Here is a 23277-nt window from a genome sequence, read left to right as displayed (position 1 = left end):
CGTACCTTTTCCGATCCACCCATGTTGACCTGCATATATGTGAGGCTCGTCGACGTTTCAAGGTCATGTTTCCGGCAGGTTGCGGTCGGGGTGGACTCCCTTGCCCTAGGGGTGTCCTTGGCTCTAACCATGCGGGTCTGCACGGTTTGAGAGATCGGGCGTCCGGAGTGGCGCAATCGTGCCGTACCGCCCGGTAACAGCGGCTCGTCACTTGAAGGATGCTAAAGCTTTGCTTGATAAACCGAACAGACATGTCTGTATCTTGTGGGGGCGAGAGAACGTCGGCCACGGGGGGTGGCTGCCGGCGGTACGGATTGCTGCCCCCTGCTCGGAAACAGACAGGAGTGCCGTACATGTCGTACACCACCTCCACCCGTGTGTCCGTCGATGACGACGTCGCAACGGTGGGCACCAGCGCCTCACGAACCGCTGCTCGAACCGCTGTTCAACCCACCGTCCAGACCGCCGAGCGAACCCTGACGCCGCGGCTGACCACGACGGTTCCGCGCGAGTACGTCCATCGCGCCGACGTCTCCGAGGTCCTGCTGACCGGTTGGGAGGCCGCCGCCGAACCCGCGGAAGCCGACCAGCCGGACGAATTCGCGGTCAGCGCCCAATGGCCGCGCAGTCACTCCTTCTTCACCCAGTCCGGCGGCTACCAGGCCCCGATGCTCCTGATCGAGTCCGTCCGCCAGATCGGTTCCCTGCTCGCGCACGCCGAGTTCGGCGTCCCCTTCGGGCACCAGTTCCTGATGTGGGACATGTTCTTCAACACCTGCCCCGAACTCCTCGTCGCGGACGCCGTCCCCACGGAGGTCGAACTGCGCACGGTCTGCCGCGACATCGTCCGCAGGGGCCGGGTGCTCGGCGGTATGCGCTACGACGTCACCGTGCTGCGCGACGGAAAGGCGATGGCCACCGCGGGCGCCGCGTTCAGCTGCACCAGCCCGGCCGTCCACCGCAGGCTGCGCGCCGGTCGGCCCACCACCACCGACCGCGTCGTGCCGCCCGCGATCGACCCGGCCGCGGTGGGCCACTCCGACGACCGGCACGTGCTGCTCGCCGAGCCCGAGCCCGGATCCACCTCGGGCATCGGTGACCGCTGGGAACTGCGCGTCGACACCGCCCACCCCACCTTCTTCGACCACCCCGTCGATCACATACCGGGCATGGTCCTGCTGGAAGCCGCCCGGCAGGCCGCCCTCGTCTCGACCGGGATGCCGGACGCACTCCTGCTGGGCCTCAAGAGCAACTTCGCGCGCTACGCCGAGTTCGACGCGCCCTGCTGGATCGAACCGCAGGTCGAACCGCACGGTACGGAGGGCGGCGTACTGGTGCGGGTGCGCGGTACGCAACACGCCGAGACCGTCTTCACCGCCGAGCTCGTCCTGGGCCCGCGCCGCTGTTGAGCCCGCGCCGCTGTTGAGCCCGCACGGCCGTTGAGCCCGCATCCTCCGTACGTCTGGGAGAGCGTCCCCATCCCGAGGAGAGACCCGTGCCCACCATCCTGATCACCGGCGCCGCCGGCTTCGTCGGCGGGCACGTCGCCCGCGAAGCCGCCTTGCACCGAGGCGACTTGAGGCTCATGTCGCACCGCAGTCCCCTGCCCGACTCCGCTCCACCGTCCCACCAGGGCTCCCCGGCCCGGGACGGTGCTCGCGTCGTACGGGCCGATCTGACCGACCCCGTGTCCTTGCGCGGGGTGTGCGACGGCGTCGACGTCCTGATCCACTGCGCCTCGCAGATCGGCGGCGATGCCGAGGCCAACGAGGCCGTCAACGCCCGTGGTACGGCGGCGCTCATCGAGGAAGCGCGCCGCGCGGGGGTCGCGCGCATCGTCCAGCTGAGCACCGCGTCGGTCTACGGCCGTGGCACCTTCCACGGCGACCGGCCCGAAGAACTGACCCGCAACCCGCGCTCGCCCACGTCCCTCACCCGGGCCACGGCCGAGGACGCCGTCCTCGCGGCCGGCGGTGTCGTCCTGCGGCCCCACCTGGTGTACGGGGAGGGCGACAGGTGGGTGGTGCCCGGCCTGACGCGGATGCTGCGCACGCTGCCCGGCACGGTGGAGGACTGGCCCGCCCGGACCTCGGTGATCGCCGTACCCGAGCTGGCCACGCTGCTGGTGGCCGTCGCGCTCGCCCCCGCCGCCGACCTGACCGCCTCCGTCTACCACGCCACCCACCCGGAGCCGCTCCCCGTGGGCACCCTCCTGCGCGCGGTCGCGGAGTGCACCGGGATCGACTGGCCGGACCGGGAGCTGACCGCCGGCCAAGCCCGGGCGGTCCTGGTGGAGAAGGGCGTACCTCCGTCGGGACTCGACATGTTCACCACCGACCATGTCTTCGACAGTGCCCGGCTCTGGGCCGACCTGCGCCGGGCTCCCGGCGGCGGTTTCGACACCGATTTCCCCCTCGCCGCGCCCTGGTACCGCAAGGCTCTGCAGGCCGGTTGACCAGGTAGGGGCCCGCGAGCTCGACAAACCGAGTGGACGACGGGCCTGCGAGATCGGTGAGACCGGTGGGACCCGCGAGATCCGCGTCTCATGAGACCCGTGAGACCCGCGTGCCCCCCATGACCCCCGTGATCCGGGTGCCCCCCCATGATCCGCGTGATCCGCGAGACTGCTGAAAGTGCCTCCCGAAGCACCTTCCCGTCAGCCTCCAGTCGGCCTCTCGGTCGGCCTCTCAATCGGCCTCCAAGATTCTCCACGGAATGGCGCGTTCCTTTTCTTTCCGGACCCGGTGGCTCCATCCACCGGGTCCGGTGATTTGACGGAGGTCTGACCTTCTTCTTTCCTCTTCCGGTAAGTGCTGCCCCGGGTCTGCGGATTCTGACCCAGTTCTGCAACGGACCGTATTGAAGGGGAAGTGCGCACTCGAACAGTCTTGTGGCTCCGAGCGGAGTCTGGGGAGGTTCATCGTGCGCAAGGTGCTCATCGCCAACCGTGGCGAAATCGCTGTCCGCGTGGCCCGGGCGTGCCGGGATGCCGGGATCGCGAGCGTTGCCGTGTATGCGGAACCAGACAGGGACGCGTCGCATGTCCGGGCGGCGGACGAGGCGTTCGCTTTGGGCGGTGACACCCCCGCCACCAGTTACCTGGACATCGCCAAGGTCCTCCAGGCCGCCAAGGACTCCGGCGCGGACGCCATCCACCCGGGCTACGGCTTCCTGTCGGAGAACGCCGAGTTCGCCCAGGCGGTCCTGGACGCGGGCCTGACGTGGATCGGCCCGCCCCCGCAGGCCATCCGTGACCTCGGCGACAAGGTCGCCGCCCGCCACATCGCCCAGCGCGCCGGAGCCCCCCTCGTCGCGGGCACCCCCGACCCGGTCAGCGGCGCCGACGAGGTCGTCGCCTTCGCGCGGGAGCACGGGCTGCCGATCGCGATCAAGGCCGCCTTCGGCGGCGGCGGACGCGGTCTGAAGGTCGCCCGCACCCTCGAAGAGGTTCCCGAGCTGTACGACTCCGCCGTCCGTGAGGCGGTGGCCGCGTTCGGCCGCGGCGAGTGCTTCGTCGAGCGCTACCTCGACAAGCCCCGCCACGTCGAGACCCAGTGCCTGGCCGACACCCACGGCAATGTCGTCGTCGTGTCCACGCGTGACTGCTCGCTCCAGCGCCGCCACCAGAAGCTGGTGGAAGAGGCGCCCGCGCCGTTCCTGTCGGACGCCCAGGTGGCGGAGCTGTACTCCTCCTCCAAGGCGATCCTCAAGGAAGCCGGCTACGTCGGCGCCGGCACGGTGGAGTTCCTCGTCGGCATGGACGGCACGATCTCCTTCCTCGAGGTCAACACCCGCCTCCAGGTCGAACACCCGGTCACCGAGGAAGTCGCCGGCATCGACCTCGTCCGCGAGATGTTCCGCATCGCCGACGGCGAGGAACTCGGCTACGGCGACCCCGTCCTGCGCGGCCACTCCTTCGAGTTCCGCATCAACGGCGAAGACCCTGGCCGGGGTTTCCTCCCGGCCCCCGGCACGGTCTCCACTTTCGCGCCGCCCTCCGGCCCCGGCGTCCGCCTCGACGCGGGTGTGCAGTGCGGCAGTGTGATCGGCCCGGCCTGGGACTCCCTGCTCGCCAAGCTGATCGTCACCGGCGCCACCCGCGAGCAGGCGCTCCAGCGCGCCGCCCGCGCCCTCGAAGAGTTCGAGATCGGCGGGATGGCCACCGCGCTGCCCTTCCACCGCGCGGTCGTCAAGGACCCGGCCTTTGCTCCCGAACTGACCGGATCCGCCGACCCGTTCACGGTCCACACCCGCTGGATCGAGACCGAGTTCGTCAACGAGATCCCCGCCTTCACGGCCCCCGCCGAGGTGGCGGAGGCGGAGGACGAGCCGGGCCGCGAGTCCGTCGTCGTCGAGGTGGGCGGCAGGCGCCTGGAGGTCTCGCTGCCGTCCTCGCTGGGCATGTCCCTGGCCCGCACCGGCCTCGCCGCCGGCGCCAAGCCGAAGCGCCGCGCGGCCAGGAGGTCGGGCCCGGTGGCCTCCGGCGACACCCTCGCCTCGCCCATGCAGGGCACGATCGTCAAGGTCGCGGTCGAGGAGGGCCAGGAGGTCAAGGAGGGCGACCTCGTCGTCGTCCTGGAGGCCATGAAGATGGAACAGCCCCTCAACGCCCACCGCTCGGGGACCGTCAGGAACCTCACCGCGGAAGTGGGCGCGTCCGTCGCCTCGGGCGCCGCCATGTGTGAAATCACCGGCTGAATCACCCGGAATTGCCTGGCATTTCCCAGCGTTCTCCACCGTTCTCCAGCACTCTCCAGCGCAATTCTGAACCGGTCTGACAATTCCCTGACACAGGGAATATTGAAACCGCTCGTACCGCCCAAGATACTGAATATGAGCTTTCGTCAACTGTTGTGTGGTGGGCCCCGAGGAGAGGGAAACGTATGTACAGCACGCTGATTGTGGCTCGGATGGATCCCGGGTCGAGCGTCGACGTCGCGAAGATTTTCGGCGATTTCGACGGCACGGAAATGCCGCACCGCATGGGCACGCGTCGGCGCCAGCTCTTCCAGTACCGGGGTCTGTACTTCCACCTCCAGGACTTCGACGCGGACAACGGCGGCGAGCTGATCCAGCACGCCCGGCACGACCCGCGCTTCATACAGATCAGCGAGGACCTGAAGCCGTTCATCGAGGCGTACGACCCGGCCACCTGGCGCTCCCCGGCCGACGCGATGGCGACACGCTTCTACAACTGGGAGGCGTCCGCGTGACCGGCCGACGAGTTGTCATCACCGGTATCGAGGTGCTCGCCCCCGGTGGTGTCGGGGCGAAGAACTTCTGGAACCTGCTGAGCGAGGGCCGTACGGCCACCCGCCGCATCACGTTCTTCGACCCCAGCCCGTTCCGTTCCCGGGTCGCCGCCGAGATCGACTTCGATCCCGCGGAGCACGGGCTGCGCCCGCAGGAGATACGCCGGATGGACCGCGCCGCGCAGTTCGCGGTGGTCGCGGCCCGTGGCGCGGTCGCCGACAGCGGTATCGACATCGACGCCTACGACCCGTACCGCGTCGGCGTCACCATCGGCAGCGCGGTCGGCGCGACCATGGGTCTGGACGAGGAGTACAACGTCGTCAGCGACGGCGGCCGGCTCCACCTGGTCGACCACGCCTACACGGCCCCGCACCTGTACAACTACCTGGTCCCCAGCTCCTTCGCGGCCGAGGTCGCGTGGGCCGTGGGCGCGCAGGGCCCCAACACGGTGGTCTCCACCGGCTGCACGTCCGGCATCGACTCGGTCGGGCACGCGGTGGAGCTGCTCCGCGAGGGCTCCGCCGACGTCATGATCACGGGTTCGTCCGACGCCCCGATCTCGCCGATCACGATGGCGTGCTTCGACGCGATCAAGGCGACGACGCCCCGGGACGACGTACCCGAGCGCGCCTCGCGCCCCTTCGACGGGACCCGCAACGGGTTCGTCCTCGGGGAGGGGGCCGCCGTGTTCGTCCTGGAGGAACTGGAGAGCGCCAAGCGGCGCGGCGCGCACATCTACGCCGAGATCGCGGGCTATGCGACACGCTCGAACGCGTACCACATGACGGGTCTGCGTCCGGACGGGGCGGAGATGGCCGAGGCCATCACGGTCGCGCTCGACGAGGCCAGGATGAACCCGACCGAGATCGACTACATCAACGCGCACGGCTCGGGCACCAAGCAGAACGACCGCCACGAGACCGAGGCGTTCAAGCGGAGCCTGGGCGACCACGCCTACCGGACCCCGGTCAGCTCGATCAAGTCGATGGTCGGGCACTCGCTCGGCGCGATCGGCTCCATCGAGATCGCCGCGTCCGCGCTGGCGATGGAGAACCACGTCGTGCCGCCCACGGCCAACCTCACCACCCCCGACCCCAAGTGCGACCTCGACTACGTGCCGCTGGTCGCCCGTGAGCAGCTCACCGACGCGGTGCTCACGGTCGGCAGCGGCTTCGGGGGATTCCAGAGCGCCATGGTGCTGGCGCGTCCCGAGAGGAGCGTGGCATGACCACCACGGTGGTAGTGACCGGTCTGGGCATCGCCGCCCCCAACGGACTGGGCACACAGGACTACTGGGCCGCCACTCGGACCGGCAAGAACGGCATCGGGCGGGTCACCCGCTTCGACCCGTCCTCCTACCCGTCGACCCTGGCGGGCGAGGTGCCCGGCTTCGTCGCCGCGGACGTGCTGCCGAGCCGGCTGCTGCCGCAGACCGACCACATGACCCGGATGGCGCTGGTCGCCGCCGAGTGGGCGCTCGCGGACGCGGGCATCGATCCCAAGGAACTGCCCGAGTACGACATGGGCGTCGTCACGGCCAGTTCCTCGGGCGGCTTCGAGTTCGGTCAGGGCGAGCTGGAGAAACTGTGGAGCCAGGGCAGCCAGTACGTGTCCGCGTACCAGTCCTTCGCCTGGTTCTACGCCGTCAACAGCGGCCAGATCTCCATCCGCAACGGCCTCAAGGGTCCCAGCGGCGTCATCGTCAGTGACGAGGCCGGTGGTCTCGACGCGGTGGCGCACGGCCGGCGGCTCATCCGCAAGGGCACCCCGATGATCGTCTCCGGGGGCGTCGACGCGTCGATCTGCCCCTGGGGCTGGGTGGCGCAGATGGCCGGCGACCGGCTGAGCACCAGCGACGAGCCGACCCGCGCCTATCTGCCCTTCGACGCCGACGCGGCCGGCTATGTGCCGGGCGAGGGCGGCGCCATCCTGATCATGGAGTCGGCCGAGTCGGCGTGCGAGCGCGGCGCCAAGATCTACGGCGAGATCGCGGGCTACGGCTCGACGTTCGACCCGCGGCCCGGTAGCGACCGCGAGCCCGCCCTGCGCAAGGCCATCGAACTCGCGCTCGCCGACGCGGGCACCGCTCCCGAGGACGTCGACGTGGTCTTCGCGGACGCGGCGGGCGTGCCGGAGCTGGACCGTATCGAGGCCGACGCGATCTCCGCGGTCTTCGGTGTCCGGGGCGTCCCGGTCACCGCGCCCAAGACGATGACGGGCCGGCTGTACTCCGGCGCGGCCCCGCTCGACGTCGCCACCGCGCTGCTGGCCATCGAGGAGGGCCTCATCCCGCCGACGGTCCACATCAGCCCCGACGAGGAGTACGGCCTCGACCTGGTCGTCAACCAGTCGCGCACCGCCCAGGTGCGCACCGCCCTGGTCCTGGCCCGCGGTTACGGCGGCTTCAACTCGGCCGTCGTGGTCCGCGCCGTCGACTGACCGGCGCACCCCCGCCCCCAACACCCCCAACGCCCCCGACTGAACGATCCATTTCGACCTGGGAAGGAACCCACGTGTCCACTTCGGAATTCACCCTGGACGACCTGCGCCGCATCCTCCAGGAGGGCGCCGGTGTCGACGAGGGCGTCGACCTCGACGGCGACATCCTCGACGAGCCGTTCGAAGTCCTCGGCTACGAGTCGCTGGCGCTCCTGGAGACCGGCAGCCGTATCGAGCGCGAGTACGGGATCGTCCTCGACGAGGACCTGCTGACCGACGCCGACACCCCGCGCGCCCTCATCGAGGCCGTGAACCAGCAGTTCGGCGCCGACGAGCCCGCCGCCGCCTGACGCCCGACGGCGTTCCCGGACCGGGCGAAACCTTTCACCTGACCTCGTCCGGTCCGGCTCCACCGCACCCCCGCAGGAACAAGCAGGAACAAGCAGGAACAAGCAGGAACAAGCAGGAACAAGAGGGACAAGAGGGAGAGGAAGCACATGTCAACGCTGGAAAAGCGGGTCGCTCTCATATCGGGGGCCACCAGCGGCATCGGCCTCGCGTCCGCGCGGGCGCTGGCCGCGGCCGGCCACCGCGTGTTCATCGGCGCCCGCGGCGCGGACAACGTCGCCGAGACCGTCAAGACCCTCCAGGAGGAGGGCGTCGACGCCGACGGCACGGTCCTCGACGTCCGCGACCCCGGCTCGGTCGGCGCCTTCGTGCAGGCCGCGGTCGACCGCTTCGGCACCGTCGACGTCCTGGTCAACAACGCCGGCCGGTCCGGTGGCGGCGTCACCGCCGACATCGAGGACGAGCTGTGGACCGATGTCATCGACACCAACCTCAACAGCGTGTTCCGGCTGACGCGGGAGGTGCTCAACACGGGCGGCATGCGCCACAAGAGCCGTGGCCGCATCATCAACATAGCCTCCACGGCCGGCAAACAGGGCGTGGTCCTGGGCGCCCCCTACTCCGCCTCGAAGCACGGCGTGGTCGGTTTCACCAAGGCCCTCGGCAATGAGCTGGCTCCCACCGGCATCACCGTGAACGCCGTCTGCCCCGGCTATGTCGAGACGCCGATGGCCCAGCGCGTGCGCGCCGGATACGCGGCCGCCTACGACACCTCCGAGGACGCCATCCTCGAGAAGTTCCAGGCCAAGATTCCGCTCGGCCGCTACTCCACCCCCGAGGAGGTCGCCGGCATGGTCGCCTACCTCGCCTCCGACACGGCCGCCTCGGTCACCGCGCAGGCCATCAACGTCTGCGGCGGCCTCGGCAACTTCTGAGCACCCCCACCGACCGGCAGCCCGTACCCAGCCATGGAGAAGAAAGCGTCATGACGACCCGTGAGGTAGAGCACGAGATCACGATCGCCGCGCCCGCACCGGCCGTGTACCGGCTGCTGGCGGAGGTCACCAACTGGCCCCGGATCTTCCCGCCCACCATCCACGTGGACCGCGTGGAGCACGACGGCTCCCAGGAGCGGATACGCATCTGGGCCACCGCCAACGGTGAGGCCAAGAACTGGACCTCGCGCCGCGAACTGGACCCCGAGGCCCTACGCATCACCTTCCGCCAGGAGGTGACCGCCCCGCCGGTCGCCGCGATGGGCGGGACCTGGATCATCGAGCCGCTCGGCGAGAACGAGTCCCGGGTACGGCTGCTGCACGACTACCGCGCCATCGACGACGACCCGCACGACCTTCTCTGGATCGACCAGGCCGTCGACAGGAACAGCCGTTCCGAGCTGGCCGCGCTGAAGAAGAACGTCGAGTTCGCGCACGCGGCGGAGGAGTTGACGTTCTCGTTCGAGGACACCGTCTATGTCGACGGTTCCGCGAAGGACGTGTACGCCTTCATCAACGAGGCGAACCTGTGGTCGGAGCGCCTGCCGCACGTCGCCACGGTCCGCCTGGAAGAGGACACCGTGGGGCTCCAGACCCTGGAGATGGACACCAGGGCCAAGGACGGCTCCGTCCACACCACCAAGTCCTACCGGGTGACCTTCCCCCACCAGCACATCGCCTACAAGCAGGTCACCCTGCCCGCCCTGATGACCCTGCACACCGGCCACTGGACCTTCACCGACACCGACCAGGGCGTCGCGGCGACCTCCCAGCACACGGTCACCCTCAACACGGACAACATCGCCCGCGTCCTCGGTGACGCCGCCACCGTCGCCGACGCCCGCGCATACGTCCACACCGCCCTGTCCACCAACAGCCGGGCCACCCTCACCCACGCCAAAGCCTTCGCAGAGAACAGGCGTTGACGATGACGACGGACCATCAGGACACCGACACGACCATCCTGGACACCGACGTCCTCGTGGTCGGAGCGGGCCCCGCCGGGCTGATGCTCGCCACCGAGCTGAGGCTGGGCGGCGCCGAGGTGGTCGTCGTCGACCAGCGCCCCGGCCCGACCGCCGAATCCCGGGCCTCCACCCTGCACGCCCGCACGATGGAGATCCTCGACTCCCGCGGACTGCTGGACGAGCTCGGTACGCCGCCGTGCGAGCCGCGCGGTCACTTCGGCGGCGTACCGCTGGACCTGACGCTGCCCAGCTCGCACCCTGGGCAGTGGAAGGTGGCGCAGACCCGCACCGAGGAGCTGTTGCGGCGGCGGGCCGCCGCGCTGGGCGCCGATCTGCGGCGCCGCCACCAGCTGCTGTCCCTCACGGCGGAGGACGGGGTGGAGGCCGAGGCCATCGGCCCCTACGGTCCCGTCCGCATCCGGGCCCGCTACCTGGTCGGCTGCGACGGCGAGGACAGCACCGTACGGCGCCTGGTCCGGGCCCCCTTCCCGGGCCGGGACGCCGCACGCGAACTGCTGCGCGCCGACGTCTGCGGTGTCGCGGTCGCCGACCGGCGTTTCCAGCGCCTGGAGCACGGGCTCGCCATCGCCGCCACCCGCGAGGGGGTGACCCGGGTGATGGTCCACGAGTTCGGGCGGCCCGCCCCCGAACGCGGGGGCGCCGAACCGGACTTCGCGGAGGTCACCGACGTCTGGAAGCGCGTCACCGGCGAGGACATCAGCCAGGGCACCCCCCTGTGGGTCAACGCCTTCGGCGACGCCAACCGGCAGCTCGCGCGCTACCGGCACGGTCGCGTCCTGTTCGCCGGGGACGCGGCGCACCGGCAGATGCCGAGCGGCGGGCAGGCCCTCAACCTAGGCGTCCAGGACGCCTTCAACCTCGGCTGGAAGCTCGCCGCCGTCGTCCGCGGCAGCGCGGGCGAGGACCTCCTGGACACCTACCACTCCGAGCGCCACACCGTGGGCCGCCAGGTCCTCGCCAACATCCGGGCCCAGGTCGAGCTGCTGCTCGGCGGCCCGGAGGTCGAACCCGCCCGCGCGCTGCTCACCGAACTCGTTGCCCTGGACGGCGTACGGCAGCACCTCGCCGGGATGATCAGCGGCCTCGGCATCCGGTACGACGTCGAGGGCGTCGGCGTCCGCCCCGAGCTCCACTCCGACGAACCCCCGCTGCTCGGGCGGCGGTTGCCGGACGCGTGGCTGGAGTCCGCGGAGCATGGCGCGCGGCGCCGCACGACCGAACTGTTGCGCACCGGTCGCGGGCTGCTGCTGTCCCTGGACGGGGACGGCGCCCCGGCGCTGCGCGCGAGTGCGGCCCCCTGGTCGGACCGGGTCGCCTTCGTCGCCGACCGTCCCGCGGCCGACGGCCCGCTGCCGGCCGGACAGGCCCTGCTGGTCCGCCCCGACGGCTATGTGGCCTGGGCCGGCTTCGGCCCGGCCGGTCTGGTGGACGCGCTGACCCGCTGGTTCGGCACCCCGCCCGCCGACGACTGAGTACCGCCGCACGGCCCGCACCGACAGGCATGGACACCGCACGGACAAGCACACGCACAGCTGAGGCACCGCACGTCACCCACCGATGCGACGCGCGCCCGGGCGCGCGAGGAGAGGACACCCATGGACGCGCAGATGGACGCGGACGTCATCGTCGTCGGCGCCGGCCCGGCCGGGCTGATGCTGGCCGGGGAACTGCGGCTGGGCGGGGTGAGCGTCATCGTCGCCGAGCGGCTGGCCCGGCCCACCGGACAGTCGCGCGGGCTCGGGTTCACCGCCCGCGCCATGGAGTCCTTCGACCAGCGTGGTCTTGTCCCGCGCTTCGGCGGGCTGGAGAAGAGCCCGATGGGCCACTTCGGCGGGGTGCAGTTCGACTACACCGTGCTGGAGGACGCCCACTTCGGGGCCCGTGGCGTCCCCCAGTCCCAGACGGAGGCGGTTCTGGAGGAGTGGGCGGGTGAGCTCGGCGCCGACATCCGGCGGGGCTGGGAGTTCCTGGCGCTGGTGCAGGACGGGACCGGGGTCACCGTCACCGTGGCCGCGCCCGACGGTGAACGCACGCTGCGCGCCGCGTACCTGGTGGGCGCCGACGGCGGGCACAGCCCGGTGCGCAGGGCCGCGGGCTTCGACTTCCCCGGTACGCCAGCCACCCGCGGCATGTACCTCGCGGATGTCGTCGGCTGCGAGATCCCGCCGCGCTTCCTGGGCGAGCGGCTGCCCGGCGGCATGGTGATGGCGGCGCCGCTGAAGGAGGGCGTGGACCGGATCATCGTGTGCGAGCACGGCACCCCGCCTGCCGACCGCAGTGAGACCCCGGAGTTCGCCGAAGTGGCCGCGGCCTGGGAGCGGTTGACGGGTGAGGACATCTCCGGCGGCGGCGCGGACTGGGTCAGCTCCTTCACGGACGCCACCCGCCAGGTCACCGAGTACCGGCGCGGGCGGGTGCTCCTCGTCGGCGACGCGGCGCACATCCACCTGCCGGCCGGCGGGCAGGGCCTGAGCACCGGTGTCCAGGACGCGGTGAACCTCGGCTGGAAGCTGGCGGCGACCGTCCAGGGGCGGGCGCCCGAGGGGCTGCTCGACACCTACCACGACGAGCGTCACGCGGTCGGCGCGCGGCTGCTGATGAACACCAAGGCACAGGGCACGGTCTTCCTCGGCGGCCCCGAGTCCCAGCCGCTGCGCGATCTGTTCGCCGAGCTCATCGGCCTCGACGCGGTCAAGCGGCACCTCGCCGGGGTGGTCAGCCACCTCGACGTCCGTTACGACCTCGGGGACTTGGGGAACTCGCTGGTCGGGCGCCGGTTGCCGCCGCGGGCGCTGAACACCGCCGTCGGCGAGGTCCGTACGCCCGAACTCCTCCACGCCGCCCAGGGCGTCCTCCTCGACCTCACCGACGACTCCGTACTGCGCGAGGCGGCCGCCCGCTGGAAGGACCGCGTCACCGTCGTCACCGGCACCCCGCAGGACCCGGCCGCCTTCGGCGGCGCCGCCGCGGTGCTGGTACGCCCCGACGGCTATGTGGCCTGGGCGGACACCGGATCGGCGGAGCTGTGCGCGACGCTGCACCGCTGGTTCGGCGCGCCCGAAGCCCGCTGAGCACCACCACCGGCATCCGATCCGCACGCGAGCACGAACGCGCGAGCCCGAACACGGCGAGCACGCGTACGAGAGCCCGCATACGAGAGCACGACCACGAGAGGAAGTACCCCAGTGAGCGCTCCCACGGTCGAGACCATCCCCTCGTCCGTACCCGGTCCGGCCATGCCCCCGATGTCCCCGGGTGTGCGCCCCGTCGCCCTGGCGGCCGGTGACGTCACGCTCTCCGCGCTGATCGCCCAGCCGTCCGGGCCACCGCGGGCCACGGTCGTCGCGGTGCACGGGGGAGGGATGAGCGCCGGGTACTTCGACGGACAGGCCCACCCCGACGTCTCCCTGCTGGCCCTCGGCGCGCGGCTCGGCTACACCATGGTCGCCGTCGACCGGCCCGGCTACGGGCTGTCCGCCGCGGACGCCCCGAGCGGTCAGACCCTGGCCGAGCAGTCCGCCGCGCTGCACGCGGCGCTGCGGCACCTGGCCGGCCGCGCCGAGACGGGTGCCGGGGTGTTCCTGCTCGCGCACTCCTTCGGCGGCAAGCTCGCCCTGACGTACGCCGCCTGCCAGGCCGGTGATCCGGATCCGTCCGTACCGCCGCTGCTCGGGCTCGACATCTCCGGGCTCGGCCGGGACTACGCGGTCGACCCGGGTCATGGCCCCGACCCGCACCAGCACCGGCACTGGAAGCGGAACTGGGGCGCCCTGCGCTTCTACCCGCCGAACACCTTCCGTGAGGCGGAGACCCTGGTCGCCCCGATGCCCCCGCGCGAGCAGGCCGAGGCACTCCAGTGGCCGCGGCGGTTCCCGGTCGCCGCGGCGGCCGTGCAGGTCCCGGTGCGGCTGACGTTCGCCGAGCAGGAACTGTGGTGGCACCACGACGAGGACACCGTCGCCGACCTCGCCGCTCACTTCGCCTCGGCGCCGTCCGCCGCCGTCGACCGCCAGCCCGGCGCCGGGCACAACATCAGCCTCGGCTGGGCCGCCCGCACCTACCACCTGCGCGCGTTCGCGTTCTTCGAGGAATGCCTCGCGCGCCGGTCCGCGGGCGCGTCCAGGACGCCCTGATGCCATGACGACCACACGGCCCGACGCCAGGGACACGGCGAAGAGGGCGAGGAGGGGAACGACGGGCAGGAGCGGCAGGACGGGCACGAGGAGCAGTCGGGTCGTGGGCGGCGGCGCCCGGCGTACGCCCTTCCGGTCCCTGGCCGTGCGCAACTTCCGGCTCTTCGCGGCCGGCCAGGTCGTCTCGGTCGCGGGCACCTGGATGATGGTCACCGCCCAGGACTGGCTGGTGCTCTCCCTGACGGGGGATTCCGGCACGGCTCTGGGCACCGTGACCGCGCTCCAGTTCACCCCGCTGCTGCTGTTCACGCTGTACGGCGGCCGGCTCGCCGACCGCCACGACAAGCGGCTGCTGCTCACCCTCGCCAACCTGGTCTCCGGCGCCCTCGCGCTGGCGCTCGCCGTGCTCGTCCTGGCGGGCTCCGCCCAGCTGTGGCAGCTGTATCTGTTCGCGCTGGGCCTGGGAACCGTCAACGCGGTCGAGGTGCCCACCCGGATGGCGTTCGTCGGCGAGATGGTCGGCCCCGAGCTGCTGCCCAACGCCTCGGCGCTCAGCGCCGCCTACTTCAACACCGCCCGCGTGGTGGGTCCCGCCCTCGCCGGACTGCTGATCAGCGCGGTCGGCGCGGGGACGGCCATGCTGCTCAACGCGGCCAGCTATCTCGCCACCGTGACCGGACTGCGCCTGATGCGCCCCGGGGAACTCCTGCGCACGGCCACGCCGGAGCGCGGGGTCAAGGTGGTCGACGGACTGCGGTACGTGCGCGGCCGCCCCGATCTGTTCGTGCCGCTGGCGCTGGTCGCCGTGGTCGGCCTGTTCGGCTTCAACTTCCAGCTCACCCTGCCGCTGCTGGCCAAGACCGTCTTCCACTCGGGCGCGACCGCGTTCGGGCTGCTGACCACGGCGTTCGCCGCCGGTTCGCTGCTCGCCGCGTTCGCCACCACCGTGCGCAGCGCCCGCCCGGCCGCCCTGACCGTCACCGCCTCAGCGCTCGCCTTCGGGATCCTCGAGACGGCGGCCGGCTGGTCGCCCACCTACGCGTGGGCGGCCGTGCTGCTGTTCCTGACCGGCTTCGCCACCCTCTACTTCGCCCAGGCCGCCAACCACCGCATCCAGTTGGGCAGCGACGACGCCTACCGCGGCCGGGTGATGGCGCTCTACACGCTCATCCTGCAAGGACTCACCCCACTCGGTGCCCTCCTCGTGGGCTGGCTCACCGTCCGTCACGGTGCGCGCTCCGGCCTGTACGTGGGAGGGCTCGCCTCGTCGGCGGCGGCGCTCGCGGTGCTGCTCGCGGGGCGGACACGTCGATTCCTCCCCAGCCACCGGCCGGAACCGGCACTTCTCGGGCCCGGCCCTTTCCCTGAAAGGCAGCCCCATGAGTCCCCTGAGTGACAACACACCGTGCAGTTGGCTCGACCGGCTCCCGGACCCGGTCCAGCTGCGCGCCATGACCCCCGACGCACGGGCCCGCACCATCGGCCACTGCCTGCGCCTCGAACTGCAGCACCTGCTCGCGGTCCCGCCGGGGCACCGGCTCTCGCCCGGTCTGCCGCTGCGCGGCCAGGGCCTGGACACGCTCGACGCCCTGCACCTGGGGCGCCGGATCCGGCGCGCCCTCGACGCCGAGGTGCCCGCCGAGGTGCTGCGGGAGAGCACCGTCGGCGAACTGACCGCGTTGCTCGCCCGCTGACCGAACCGTCTTTCCTCTTGATCCACTTTGATCCACTTGAATGGGAGATCCGTACATGGAGCCCGCGATACCCATCGAACTGGGCGGCCGGCTGATGGAGCTGGCCGAACGCAAGGACATCGCCCGTGCCGGGCAGGACCCGAAGGCGACCGAACGGCAGCACGCCAAGGGCAAGCTGACCGCTCACGAGCGCATCGAACTGCTGCTGGACAAGGGCAGTTTCCAGGAGGTCGAACCGCTGCGCCGGCACCGGGCGACCGGCTTCGGGCTGGAGGCGAAGAAGCCCTACGGCGACGGTGTGATCACCGGCTGGGGCACGGTCGAGGGCCGTACGGTCTTCGTCTACGCCCATGACTTCCGGGTCTTCGGCGGCGCCCTGGGCGAGGCCCACGCCTGCAAGATCCACAAAATCATGGACATGGCCATCGCCGCCGGGGCGCCGCTGGTGTCGCTCAACGACGGTGCGGGCGCCCGCATCCAGGAGGGTGTCTCCGCGCTCGCCGGGTACGGCGGCATCTTCCAGCGCAACACCCGGGCCTCCGGTGTCATCCCGCAGATCAGCGTGATGCTCGGCCCGTGCGCGGGCGGCGCGGCGTACTCGCCCGCCCTGACCGACTTCATCTTCGCCGTCCGGGACATCTCGCAGATGTTCATCACCGGGCCCGACGTGGTCCGCGCGGTCACCGGCGAGGAGATCAGCCAGAACGGGCTCGGCGGCGCCGACGTCCACGGCGCTGTCTCCGGAGTGGCGCACTTCGTCCACGACGACGAAGAGAGCTGCCTCGCCGAGGTGCGCTATCTGCTGTCGCTGCTGCCGTCCAACAACCGCGAGCTGCCGCCGCGCCACGTCAGCGGCGACCCGGGCGACCGGTCCGGGGACGTGCTGCTCGACCTGGTGCCGCACGACGGCAACCGCTCGTACGACATGCGGGGCGTCGTCGAGGAACTCGTCGACGACGGCGACTACGTGGAGGTGCACGCGGGCTGGGCGTCGAACATCGTCTGTGCCCTGGCCCGGATCGACGGCCACACCGTCGGCATCGTCGCCAACCAGCCGGCCGCCATGGCGGGTGTCCTGGACATCAAGGCGAGCGAGAAGGCCGCGCGGTTCGTGCAGTTCTGCGACTCCTTCAACATCCCACTGGTCACGCTGGTCGACGTGCCCGGCTTCCTGCCGGGCGTGGACCAGGAGCACGACGGCATCATCCGGCGCGGAGCCAAGCTGTTGTACGCGTACTGCAACGCGACCGTGCCGCGGGTCTCGGTGGTGCTGCGCAAGGCGTACGGCGGCGCGTACATCGTGATGGACTCCCGCTCCATCGGCGCCGACATCGCGCTGGCCTGGCCGACCAACGAGATCGCGGTCATGGGCGCCGAGGGGGCCGCCAACGTGGTCTTCCGGCGGGAGATCGCGGCCGCGGACGACCCCGACGCGATGCGTCAGGAGAAGATCGACCAGTACAAGGAGGAGCTGGTCCACCCTTACTACGCCGCCGAACGCGGGCTGGTCGACGACGTCATCGACCCGCGCGAGACCCGGGCGGTCCTGGCCCGTTCGCTCGCCATGCTCGCCGCCAAGCACGCCGAGCTGCCGCGCCGCAAGCACGGCAACCCGCCCCAGTGAGCAGGGAGGAAACCATGAGCGTCCAGCGCTCCGTCCCCGTCCCCGTCGCCGATCCCGATCCCGCCCCCGAACCCGTGGCCGGTCCGCTTTTCCGGATCGAGCGCGGCTGTCCCTCTCCGGAGGAGCTGGCCGCCCTGACCGCGGTCCTGATGGCCGTCACCGCGGGTCCCGGCGTCGCGCCCGACGACACGGCCCGCAAGCACCAGGTCGTCGCCCTGTGGCGCCGCCCCGAACGCGTCACGGGCTTCGACGGCCCCCGCACCTGGCGAGCGGCGGCCTGAGCCGGGCCCTCCGGGGGAGAAACAGGCCGAAGGGGCCGGAGAGTTCACAGGAACTCTCCGGCCCCTTGGCCGTGCCCGTCAGGGGCGCGGGGAACTGCGCGGCCGGCCCAGGACAACCCGCGGTCTGAGGCCGACCCGCACTCCCCCCATCTCCTCAGCGCTCCAGATCCCCGTGCTGCGCGGGATCCCGGAGCATGGAACGCAGCCCCGGTTCCATCTCCACAAGACGCTCGATCGCGTCCGGGGCGTACAGATAGGTGGTGGGCACGGCGCGAAGAGCGACGGGCCGATCGCCCGCCCCGGCCAGCGCCACCGCCGCGATGTGGGTGGAGCACAGAGGCAGGTTGCCCACCACCCAACCCGTCGGCCGCTCGGCCAGCCCCGCCTCACCGAGGTAGTCGAGGTCGGCCCCCCGGGTCAGCCCGGTGCCCAGCCCCTTCAGATACGCCTCCTTCCGTGTCCACAGGCGGCCGAAGGCCATGGTCCGTTCGTGCTCGGGAATCTTCCCGAGCTCCTCCTGCTCGGCCGGATGCAGCGCCGGCAGACACGCCTCGGCGGTCTGGGGCGACGGCAGCCGCTGGACGTCGGCGCCCACCCGGGACTCCGCCACCACCACGATCGCCAGGCCGTGGCTGTGCGAGAGCGAGAACTGGGGGGCGCCGCCGGGCACGCCGAGCACCACGGGCCGGCCGTGGCGTTCACCGTTGCCGTTGTACCGCTCGCCGGCGAGGTTGAGCCGGCTCGGTTCGATGCCGGTGTAACCGGCGAGGACCCGGCGCAGTCCCACGTGCGCCGCGGCATACATCTGGCGGTCGTCGGGGCGACGGTAGGAGTCGGCCCGACCTCTCTCGTACGCGTCGAGCTCGTCGTACGGGACGTCGCGCGGCGAGTCGGGCGTCGGCAGCAGCCACACGTCCAACTCCCCTCGCGCTACGGCGAGCCGGCGCACCGTCGGGGTCAACGGCGGCCCTCCGCGTGAGCCTTGGCGTGGGTGAGGGTGGCCCGGCTGTTGGTGGACAGGGCGGTGTGGACGTATGCGCGGGCGTCGGCGACGGTGGCGGTGTCACCGAGGACGCGGGTGATGTTGTCGGTGTTGAGGGTGACGGTGTGCTGGGAGGTGGCCGCGACGCCCTGGTCGGTGTCGGTGAAGGTCCAGTGGCCGGTGTGCAGGGTCATCAGGGCGGGCAGGGTGACCTGCTTGTAGGCGATGTGCTGGTGGGGGAAGGTCACCCGGTAGGACTTGGTGGTGTGGACGGAGTCGTCCTTGGCCCGGGTGTCCATCTCCAGGGTCTGGAGGCCCACGGTGTCCTCTTCCAGGCGGACCGTGGCGACGTGCGGCAGGCGCTCCGACCACAGGTTCGCCTCGTTGATGAAGGCGTACACGTCCTTCGCGGAACCGTCGACATAAACGGTGTCCTCGAACGAGAACGTCAACTCGGCGTCGGCGTGTTCGCGTTCCGCGTTCTCTTTCAGCGCCGCGAGTTCCGCGACGGCGCTCTGGTCGATCTCGGCGCCGATCCGGTCCAGGGCCCCGAGGTCGTCGTCGACGGCCCGGAACTCGTGCAGCAGCCGTACTCGGGACGCGTTCTCCCCGAGCGGTTCGACGAGCCAGGCGCCGCCGAGGCCGGCCACGGGGGCCGCGGTGACCAGGTGCTGGAAGTTGACCCGCAGCTTGGCGGGTTCGACGATCCGGCGCAGCGGACGGCAGCGCGGTTCGCCCGCCGCGGTCGGTGCGGTCTCCCAGATCGTCAGCCGCTCCTCGCCCTCGGGAGCCTCCTCGTACTCGACGTGGATGACCGAGGGGAAGATCCGCGGCCAGTTCCCCACCTCGGCGATCAGCCGGTGGACGGTGTCCGCCGGGACCGCGATGGTGATCTCGTGCGCGACTTGGCGCATGCCCGGGTGTTCCATGCGTGCTGTCTCCTCGTCCTGGTGTGGCGCGCGGGGGCGGGACGGGAACGGGAACGTGACGGACAGAAAAGCCGCTGCCGGGTGGGGGATTCCCGGCAGCGGCCAGCCAGTGGGGATGGGAACGCGCCCGTGCGTCCGCGTCCGTGCGCGATCTGTCATACGTGCTTCTGCCATGCGTGCTTCGGTTGGGCGTGCCTCTGCTGCGGGTGTTTCACGTGAAACAACGTGCGGACCCGGTGACGGGACGGCCGCCGCCCGACCGGTCGTCCCGCCACCGGGTGGCTCACTCGCCCGCGGAGCGGGTGTGGACGACCTGGTAGGTGTTCTCGTCCTGCCAGGTCTGGAGCGCGGCGACGCGGGCGTCGACCTTCTGGCGCTCCGGGGAGCGCTCGCCCTGGGGCACGGAGCGGAAGGCGTCGTACGCCTCCTTGCTGTCCCACTGGGAGTAGACGACGACGAACTTGCCCTCGATGCCGCGGGCACGCAGGCCGCGCAGCACCGTGTGGGTGCGGTAGCCCGGGACGTCGACCAGCCACGTCTGGGACTCGCCCAGGGCGTCGATCAGGTCCTCCTGGTTCTCCGGCAGTACGCCGAACAGCTCGATGGCCGTGTAGTCGTCGCGGGACGGGGAGATCTCGGTGACGCCGCCCAGCTCCGGCTTCTGCTGCGTGAAGACGATCTCGTTCTGGAGCAGACGGATCGAGGTGGTGATCTCACCGAAGAGCGGGAGGGTGCGGTGCTTGAACTCCTCACCGGCGTAACGGCTCTCCAGGTCCTCGGTGCTGCGCCACTGGATGAAGTTGGCCGTTCCCGGCTTGTCCTGCCCGGCGTGGACCGTGCTGGATATCCAGCCCTCGTAGGCCGCCGTGTCGACGATCTGGCGCATCGCGGCGAGCAGCTTGACCTGCTTCTCGGCGGCGTCGGTCGAGAACAGGTTGAGAACGGTCAGGTGCTGACCATCGGCTGCGATCTTCGGCATTCTCTCGTCTCTTCCGTTCGAGGAAATGGGAGTACGAATGAAGGTGCGAATGGAGGTGCGAGTGGAGCTACGAATGCAGCATGGCAAGGAGATCTGCCCATGTGAAAGGCTCGGCAGTTCAGGATTAACGGCTCATTTGTCAATTGTTTGAGGGCCGTGTCAGATCTTTCTCAACTTCGTCAGGGCTGTGAAAAGCGGCCTTGGTTGCCGATTGGCGTGGGCGCCATGCTCGGGTAATGCAGCCAGGCCCGGACGTATTAAAGATATCCACTCTCCTTGACCGGTACCTCATCGGTCTCGACGACGACGAACTCGACGACGCGTGGGCGCGGGGGCTCTTCACGAAGGACGCCCTGGTCGAGTTCCCCATGAGCCGGCACGAAGGCCTCGACGGACTCGCCGGCTACCACCGTGACGCGCTGGCGGCCTTCGCCGCCACCCAGCACCTCGGTTCGCCCGCGGTCGTCGACCTCGACGACGCCGGTGAGTGGGCCGTGCTGCGCGCCAACCTCGTCTCGACGCATGTGCACCACCCCGGTGCGGCGGACGAGCCCCTGTTCCAGGTCGGCACCCTCGCGACCGGCGAAGCCCGCCGCGCCGCCGAGGGCTGGCGGCTCTCCTCCCTGACCTTCCGCGTGCTGTGGACCCGCGGCACCCCGCCCCGACCCCGGGAGCCCCAATGACGACTCTGGCGGCGGCCAGCCCCCAGGACATGAAGCTCGGGATCATGCTGGCCGACATCGGCGTGGTGCTCGTGGCCGGCGCCGCACTCGGCAGGCTCGCGCAGAAGCTGCGTCAGCCGATGGTGGTCGGCGAGATCGTCGCGGGCATCCTGCTCGGCCCCAGCGTCCTCGGCCTGTTGCCGGGGAACCTCACCGAGCGCCTCTTCCCCGCCGACGTGCGGCCGTTGCTGTCCGCGGTCTCCCAGGTCGGTCTGATCCTGTTCATGTTCGTGGTCGGCTGGGAGTTCGAGAAGCGCCTGATCAGGCCGCACGCCCGGCTCGCCGCGGGCGTCTCGCTCTCGTCGATCGCGATGGCCTTCGGCCTGGGTGTGGCGCTGGCCCCGTTCCTGTACGACGAGCACTCCACGGTGGCCGGACACCACATCTCCTTCGTCGCGTTCGCCACCTTCATCGGCACCGCGATGTCGGTGACCGCCTTCCCCGTACTGGCGCGGATCCTCACCGAGAACAAGCTCCTGGACACCCGGGCCGGTTCGCTCTCGCTGGCCAGCGCCGCCATCGATGACCTGCTCGCCTGGTGCCTGCTGGCCTATGTCTCGGCCCTGGTCACGGCGAACGGGAACTACTCCGACCTCGGCCGCATCGGCCTCTACAGCGCGCTCTACGTGGCCGGGATGCTGCTGGTCGTACGGCCGCTGGTGGCCCGGCTGGTGTGGCGCTGGGCGGCCACCGAGCGCTGGTCGGCGCTGCTCGCGGTGCTGTGCGCGGGCGCCCTGACCTCGGCCTGGCTGACCACCTGGATCGGCATTCACGCCATCTTCGGGGCCTTCCTGTTCGGGTTCGTGATGCCCCGTGAGCCCGCCATGGTCCTCGCGGAGCATCTGCGCAAGCCCATGGACCACGTCAGCGTCGTGCTGCTCCCGGTCTTCTTCATCGTCACCGGGCTCGGCGTGGACCTCGGTTCGCTCACCAGTGGTGACTTCGTCGCGCTCGCCGCGATCATCGTCGTGGCCTGCACCGGCAAGCTGGTCGGCGCCATCCTTCCGGCGCGGCTGGCCGGGTTCTCCTGGCGGGAGTCGAAGGACCTGGGGCTGCTGATGAACACCCGGGGTCTGACCGAACTCATCATCCTCAACGCGGCCGTCAGCCTGGGCGTGCTCGACACCCGCATGTTCACCATGCTCGTGATCATGGCCCTCGTCACGACGGCGATGGCGGGTCCGTTGCTGTCCAAGCGCCGTCCGGCGCCGGCCGTCCTGCCCGAGCCGTCCGAGCCGTCCGAGGCCCCGGCTACGCGCGCCGCCTGATCAGGAACGTCCCCGGTACCCCCGTAACTCAGGCACCCCCGCAACTCCGGTAACCCCGAACTCCGTAACCGCGTAACTCCGTAACCCCGTATCCGAGAACGAGAGGGCTGTCGTGATCCCCGTTTCGCAAGCCATCCCCGAGCAGCTCGGTCCGGTCGACGGCCGCGCGCTGCGCACCGTGTGCGGGCACTTCGCCACCGGTGTCACGGTCATCACCTCGGGCAGCGGCGACAACGCCACGGGCGCCACGGTGAACTCCTTCACCTCGGTCTCCCTTGAGCCGGCGCTGGTGCTCATCTGCCTGCACGACGACTCCCGGCTGCTGCCCGTGGTCCAGGAGTCCGGCGGTTTCGTCGTGAACTTCCTGACACAGCGGCAGGAGCCCGTGGCCTGGGCGTTCGCCGGCCGGCGGACCGCCCGGATCGAGGAGGTGCCGCACCACAGGTCCGTCCTGGACCTGCCGGTGCTCAGCGAGGCGCTCGCGCATCTGGAGTGCCGGCTGGTCACCGAGTACGACGGCGGCGACCACACCATCCTGCTCGGCGAGGTCGTCGGTCTGCGCGCGCCCTCCGAAGCCGAACAGGAGGACCCGCTGATCTTCTTCCAGGGCTCCATGAGGACGCCGGCATGGAGCTGAAGGG

At 70.8% G+C, this 23277-nt stretch carries 22 protein-coding genes; 19 read left to right on the top strand and 3 right to left on the bottom strand.

The features are described 5' to 3' along the window. Positions 1-353 precede the first annotated feature (353 nt). The 16 genes from OG819_RS13070 to OG819_RS12995 all read left to right on the top strand — a co-directional run bounded on the left by OG819_RS13070 (position 354) and on the right by OG819_RS12995 (position 17756). Entirely contained in the window at positions 354-1409 is a 1056-nt protein-coding gene (locus OG819_RS13070; RefSeq protein ID WP_266649504.1) for a ScbA/BarX family gamma-butyrolactone biosynthesis protein, read from the top strand. 86 nt (positions 1410-1495) lie between these two features. Continuing rightward, positions 1496-2455, top strand: coding sequence for an NAD(P)-dependent oxidoreductase (locus OG819_RS13065; protein WP_266649503.1), 960 nt, complete (start codon positions 1496-1498; stop codon positions 2453-2455). Between the two features lie 467 nt (positions 2456-2922). Then, a complete protein-coding gene (locus tag OG819_RS13060) occupies positions 2923-4698 on the top strand; it encodes a biotin carboxylase N-terminal domain-containing protein (protein WP_266649502.1) in 1776 nt (591 codons plus the stop codon). 185 nt (positions 4699-4883) lie between these two features. Beyond that, the gene (locus tag OG819_RS13055) at positions 4884-5213 is read left to right on the top strand and encodes a TcmI family type II polyketide cyclase (RefSeq protein ID WP_266432549.1); all 330 of its coding nucleotides are present in this window, start codon (positions 4884-4886) and stop codon (positions 5211-5213) included. Beyond that, positions 5210-6481, top strand: coding sequence for a beta-ketoacyl synthase (locus tag OG819_RS13050; RefSeq protein WP_101399151.1), 1272 nt, complete (start codon positions 5210-5212; stop codon positions 6479-6481). The genes OG819_RS13055 and OG819_RS13050 overlap by 4 nt, the downstream gene beginning before the upstream one ends. After that, positions 6478-7692, top strand: a complete 1215-nt coding sequence (locus tag OG819_RS13045) for a ketosynthase chain-length factor (protein ID WP_266626487.1) — start codon at positions 6478-6480, stop codon at positions 7690-7692. Before OG819_RS13050 ends, OG819_RS13045 begins: the two co-directional genes overlap by 4 nt. 74 nt (positions 7693-7766) lie before the next feature. Further along, positions 7767-8042, top strand: a complete 276-nt coding sequence (locus tag OG819_RS13040; RefSeq protein ID WP_054237212.1) for an acyl carrier protein — start codon at positions 7767-7769, stop codon at positions 8040-8042. Between the two features lie 147 nt (positions 8043-8189). Continuing rightward, the gene (gene fabG / locus OG819_RS13035; RefSeq protein WP_266649501.1) at positions 8190-8975 is read left to right on the top strand and encodes a 3-oxoacyl-ACP reductase FabG; all 786 of its coding nucleotides are present in this window, start codon (positions 8190-8192) and stop codon (positions 8973-8975) included. Between the two features lie 50 nt (positions 8976-9025). Further along, positions 9026-9961 carry an aromatase/cyclase gene (locus OG819_RS13030; protein ID WP_266649500.1) on the top strand — a complete coding sequence of 312 codons (936 nt, stop codon included), beginning with the start codon at positions 9026-9028 and terminating at the stop codon, positions 9959-9961. A gap of 2 nt (positions 9962-9963) precedes the next feature. Then, positions 9964-11496 carry an FAD-dependent monooxygenase gene (locus tag OG819_RS13025; RefSeq protein ID WP_266649499.1) on the top strand — a complete coding sequence of 511 codons (1533 nt, stop codon included), beginning with the start codon at positions 9964-9966 and terminating at the stop codon, positions 11494-11496. 123 nt (positions 11497-11619) lie between these two features. Then, the gene (locus tag OG819_RS13020; protein ID WP_266649498.1) at positions 11620-13095 is read left to right on the top strand and encodes an FAD-dependent monooxygenase; all 1476 of its coding nucleotides are present in this window, start codon (positions 11620-11622) and stop codon (positions 13093-13095) included. A 165-nt stretch (positions 13096-13260) separates the two neighbouring features. Continuing rightward, positions 13261-14157, top strand: a complete 897-nt coding sequence (locus tag OG819_RS13015; RefSeq protein WP_266434034.1) for an alpha/beta hydrolase — start codon at positions 13261-13263, stop codon at positions 14155-14157. A gap of 103 nt (positions 14158-14260) precedes the next feature. Then, on the top strand, positions 14261-15553 hold the full coding sequence (locus tag OG819_RS13010) for an MFS transporter (RefSeq protein WP_266649497.1): 1293 nt from the start codon (positions 14261-14263) through the stop codon (positions 15551-15553). Next, entirely contained in the window at positions 15537-15851 is a 315-nt protein-coding gene (locus OG819_RS13005) for an acyl carrier protein (protein WP_266583920.1), read from the top strand. Before OG819_RS13010 ends, OG819_RS13005 begins: the two co-directional genes overlap by 17 nt. Before the next feature lie 40 nt (positions 15852-15891). Next, positions 15892-17475 (top strand): acyl-CoA carboxylase subunit beta, encoded by a 1584-nt coding sequence (locus tag OG819_RS13000; protein WP_266649496.1) that lies wholly within the window; start codon positions 15892-15894, stop codon positions 17473-17475. A gap of 14 nt (positions 17476-17489) precedes the next feature. Beyond that, complete coding sequence (locus OG819_RS12995) at positions 17490-17756, top strand: acyl-CoA carboxylase subunit epsilon (protein WP_266649495.1); 267 nt, start codon at positions 17490-17492, stop codon at positions 17754-17756. Positions 17757-17910: 154 nt separating this feature from the next. Here OG819_RS12995 and OG819_RS12990 read toward each other — a convergent pair whose 3' ends face one another. The 3 genes from OG819_RS12990 to OG819_RS12980 form a co-directional block, all read right to left on the bottom strand. After that, entirely contained in the window at positions 17911-18717 is an 807-nt protein-coding gene (locus tag OG819_RS12990; RefSeq protein ID WP_266649493.1) for a 4'-phosphopantetheinyl transferase superfamily protein, read from the bottom strand. Beyond that, positions 18714-19667 carry an aromatase/cyclase gene (locus tag OG819_RS12985; protein ID WP_266649492.1) on the bottom strand — a complete coding sequence of 318 codons (954 nt, stop codon included), beginning with the start codon at positions 19665-19667 and terminating at the stop codon, positions 18714-18716. The genes OG819_RS12990 and OG819_RS12985 overlap by 4 nt, the downstream gene beginning before the upstream one ends. 283 nt (positions 19668-19950) lie before the next feature. Beyond that, positions 19951-20646 (bottom strand): antibiotic biosynthesis monooxygenase, encoded by a 696-nt coding sequence (locus OG819_RS12980; protein WP_266626509.1) that lies wholly within the window; start codon positions 20644-20646, stop codon positions 19951-19953. Between the two features lie 236 nt (positions 20647-20882). On the opposite strand from OG819_RS12980, the gene OG819_RS12975 reads away from it, so the two are divergent. The 3 genes from OG819_RS12975 (at position 20883) to OG819_RS12965 (ending at position 23273) form a co-directional block, all read left to right on the top strand. Continuing rightward, complete coding sequence (locus OG819_RS12975; protein WP_266649491.1) at positions 20883-21329, top strand: nuclear transport factor 2 family protein; 447 nt, start codon at positions 20883-20885, stop codon at positions 21327-21329. Continuing rightward, complete coding sequence (locus OG819_RS12970) at positions 21326-22636, top strand: cation:proton antiporter (RefSeq protein WP_266626513.1); 1311 nt, start codon at positions 21326-21328, stop codon at positions 22634-22636. Before OG819_RS12975 ends, OG819_RS12970 begins: the two co-directional genes overlap by 4 nt. Before the next feature lie 112 nt (positions 22637-22748). Then, a complete protein-coding gene (locus OG819_RS12965; RefSeq protein WP_266432518.1) occupies positions 22749-23273 on the top strand; it encodes a flavin reductase family protein in 525 nt (174 codons plus the stop codon). The last annotated feature ends 4 nt before the right edge of the window (positions 23274-23277 follow it).

The sequence above is a fragment of the Streptomyces sp. NBC_01549 genome, from assembly GCF_026339955.1.
Lineage (GTDB): Bacteria > Actinomycetota > Actinomycetes > Streptomycetales > Streptomycetaceae > Streptomyces.
Note: the sequence above shows the minus strand (reverse complement) of the source record. Positions and strands in the feature narration are given on the sequence as shown.

Excerpts from the sequence above, each read along its gene's own strand:
- OG819_RS13070 (WP_266649504.1), top strand. The coding sequence starts at position 354 with ATGTCGTACACCACCTCCACCCGTGTGTCCGTCGATGACGACGTCGCA.
- OG819_RS13055 (WP_266432549.1), top strand. The coding sequence starts at position 4,884 with ATGTACAGCACGCTGATTGTGGCTCGGATGGATCCCGGGTCGAGCGTC.
- OG819_RS13045 (WP_266626487.1), top strand. The coding sequence starts at position 6,478 with ATGACCACCACGGTGGTAGTGACCGGTCTGGGCATCGCCGCCCCCAAC.
- fabG (WP_266649501.1), top strand. The coding sequence starts at position 8,190 with ATGTCAACGCTGGAAAAGCGGGTCGCTCTCATATCGGGGGCCACCAGC.
- OG819_RS13030 (WP_266649500.1), top strand. The coding sequence starts at position 9,026 with ATGACGACCCGTGAGGTAGAGCACGAGATCACGATCGCCGCGCCCGCA.
- OG819_RS13025 (WP_266649499.1), top strand. The coding sequence starts at position 9,964 with ATGACGACGGACCATCAGGACACCGACACGACCATCCTGGACACCGAC.
- OG819_RS13020 (WP_266649498.1), top strand. The coding sequence starts at position 11,620 with ATGGACGCGCAGATGGACGCGGACGTCATCGTCGTCGGCGCCGGCCCG.
- OG819_RS13015 (WP_266434034.1), top strand. The coding sequence starts at position 13,261 with ATGCCCCCGATGTCCCCGGGTGTGCGCCCCGTCGCCCTGGCGGCCGGT.
- OG819_RS13005 (WP_266583920.1), top strand. The coding sequence starts at position 15,537 with ATGAGTCCCCTGAGTGACAACACACCGTGCAGTTGGCTCGACCGGCTC.
- OG819_RS13000 (WP_266649496.1), top strand. The coding sequence starts at position 15,892 with ATGGGAGATCCGTACATGGAGCCCGCGATACCCATCGAACTGGGCGGC.
- OG819_RS12995 (WP_266649495.1), top strand. The coding sequence starts at position 17,490 with ATGAGCGTCCAGCGCTCCGTCCCCGTCCCCGTCGCCGATCCCGATCCC.
- OG819_RS12985 (WP_266649492.1), bottom strand. The coding sequence starts at position 19,667 with ATGGAACACCCGGGCATGCGCCAAGTCGCGCACGAGATCACCATCGCG.
- OG819_RS12980 (WP_266626509.1), bottom strand. The coding sequence starts at position 20,646 with ATGCCGAAGATCGCAGCCGATGGTCAGCACCTGACCGTTCTCAACCTG.
- OG819_RS12975 (WP_266649491.1), top strand. The coding sequence starts at position 20,883 with ATGCAGCCAGGCCCGGACGTATTAAAGATATCCACTCTCCTTGACCGG.
- OG819_RS12970 (WP_266626513.1), top strand. The coding sequence starts at position 21,326 with ATGACGACTCTGGCGGCGGCCAGCCCCCAGGACATGAAGCTCGGGATC.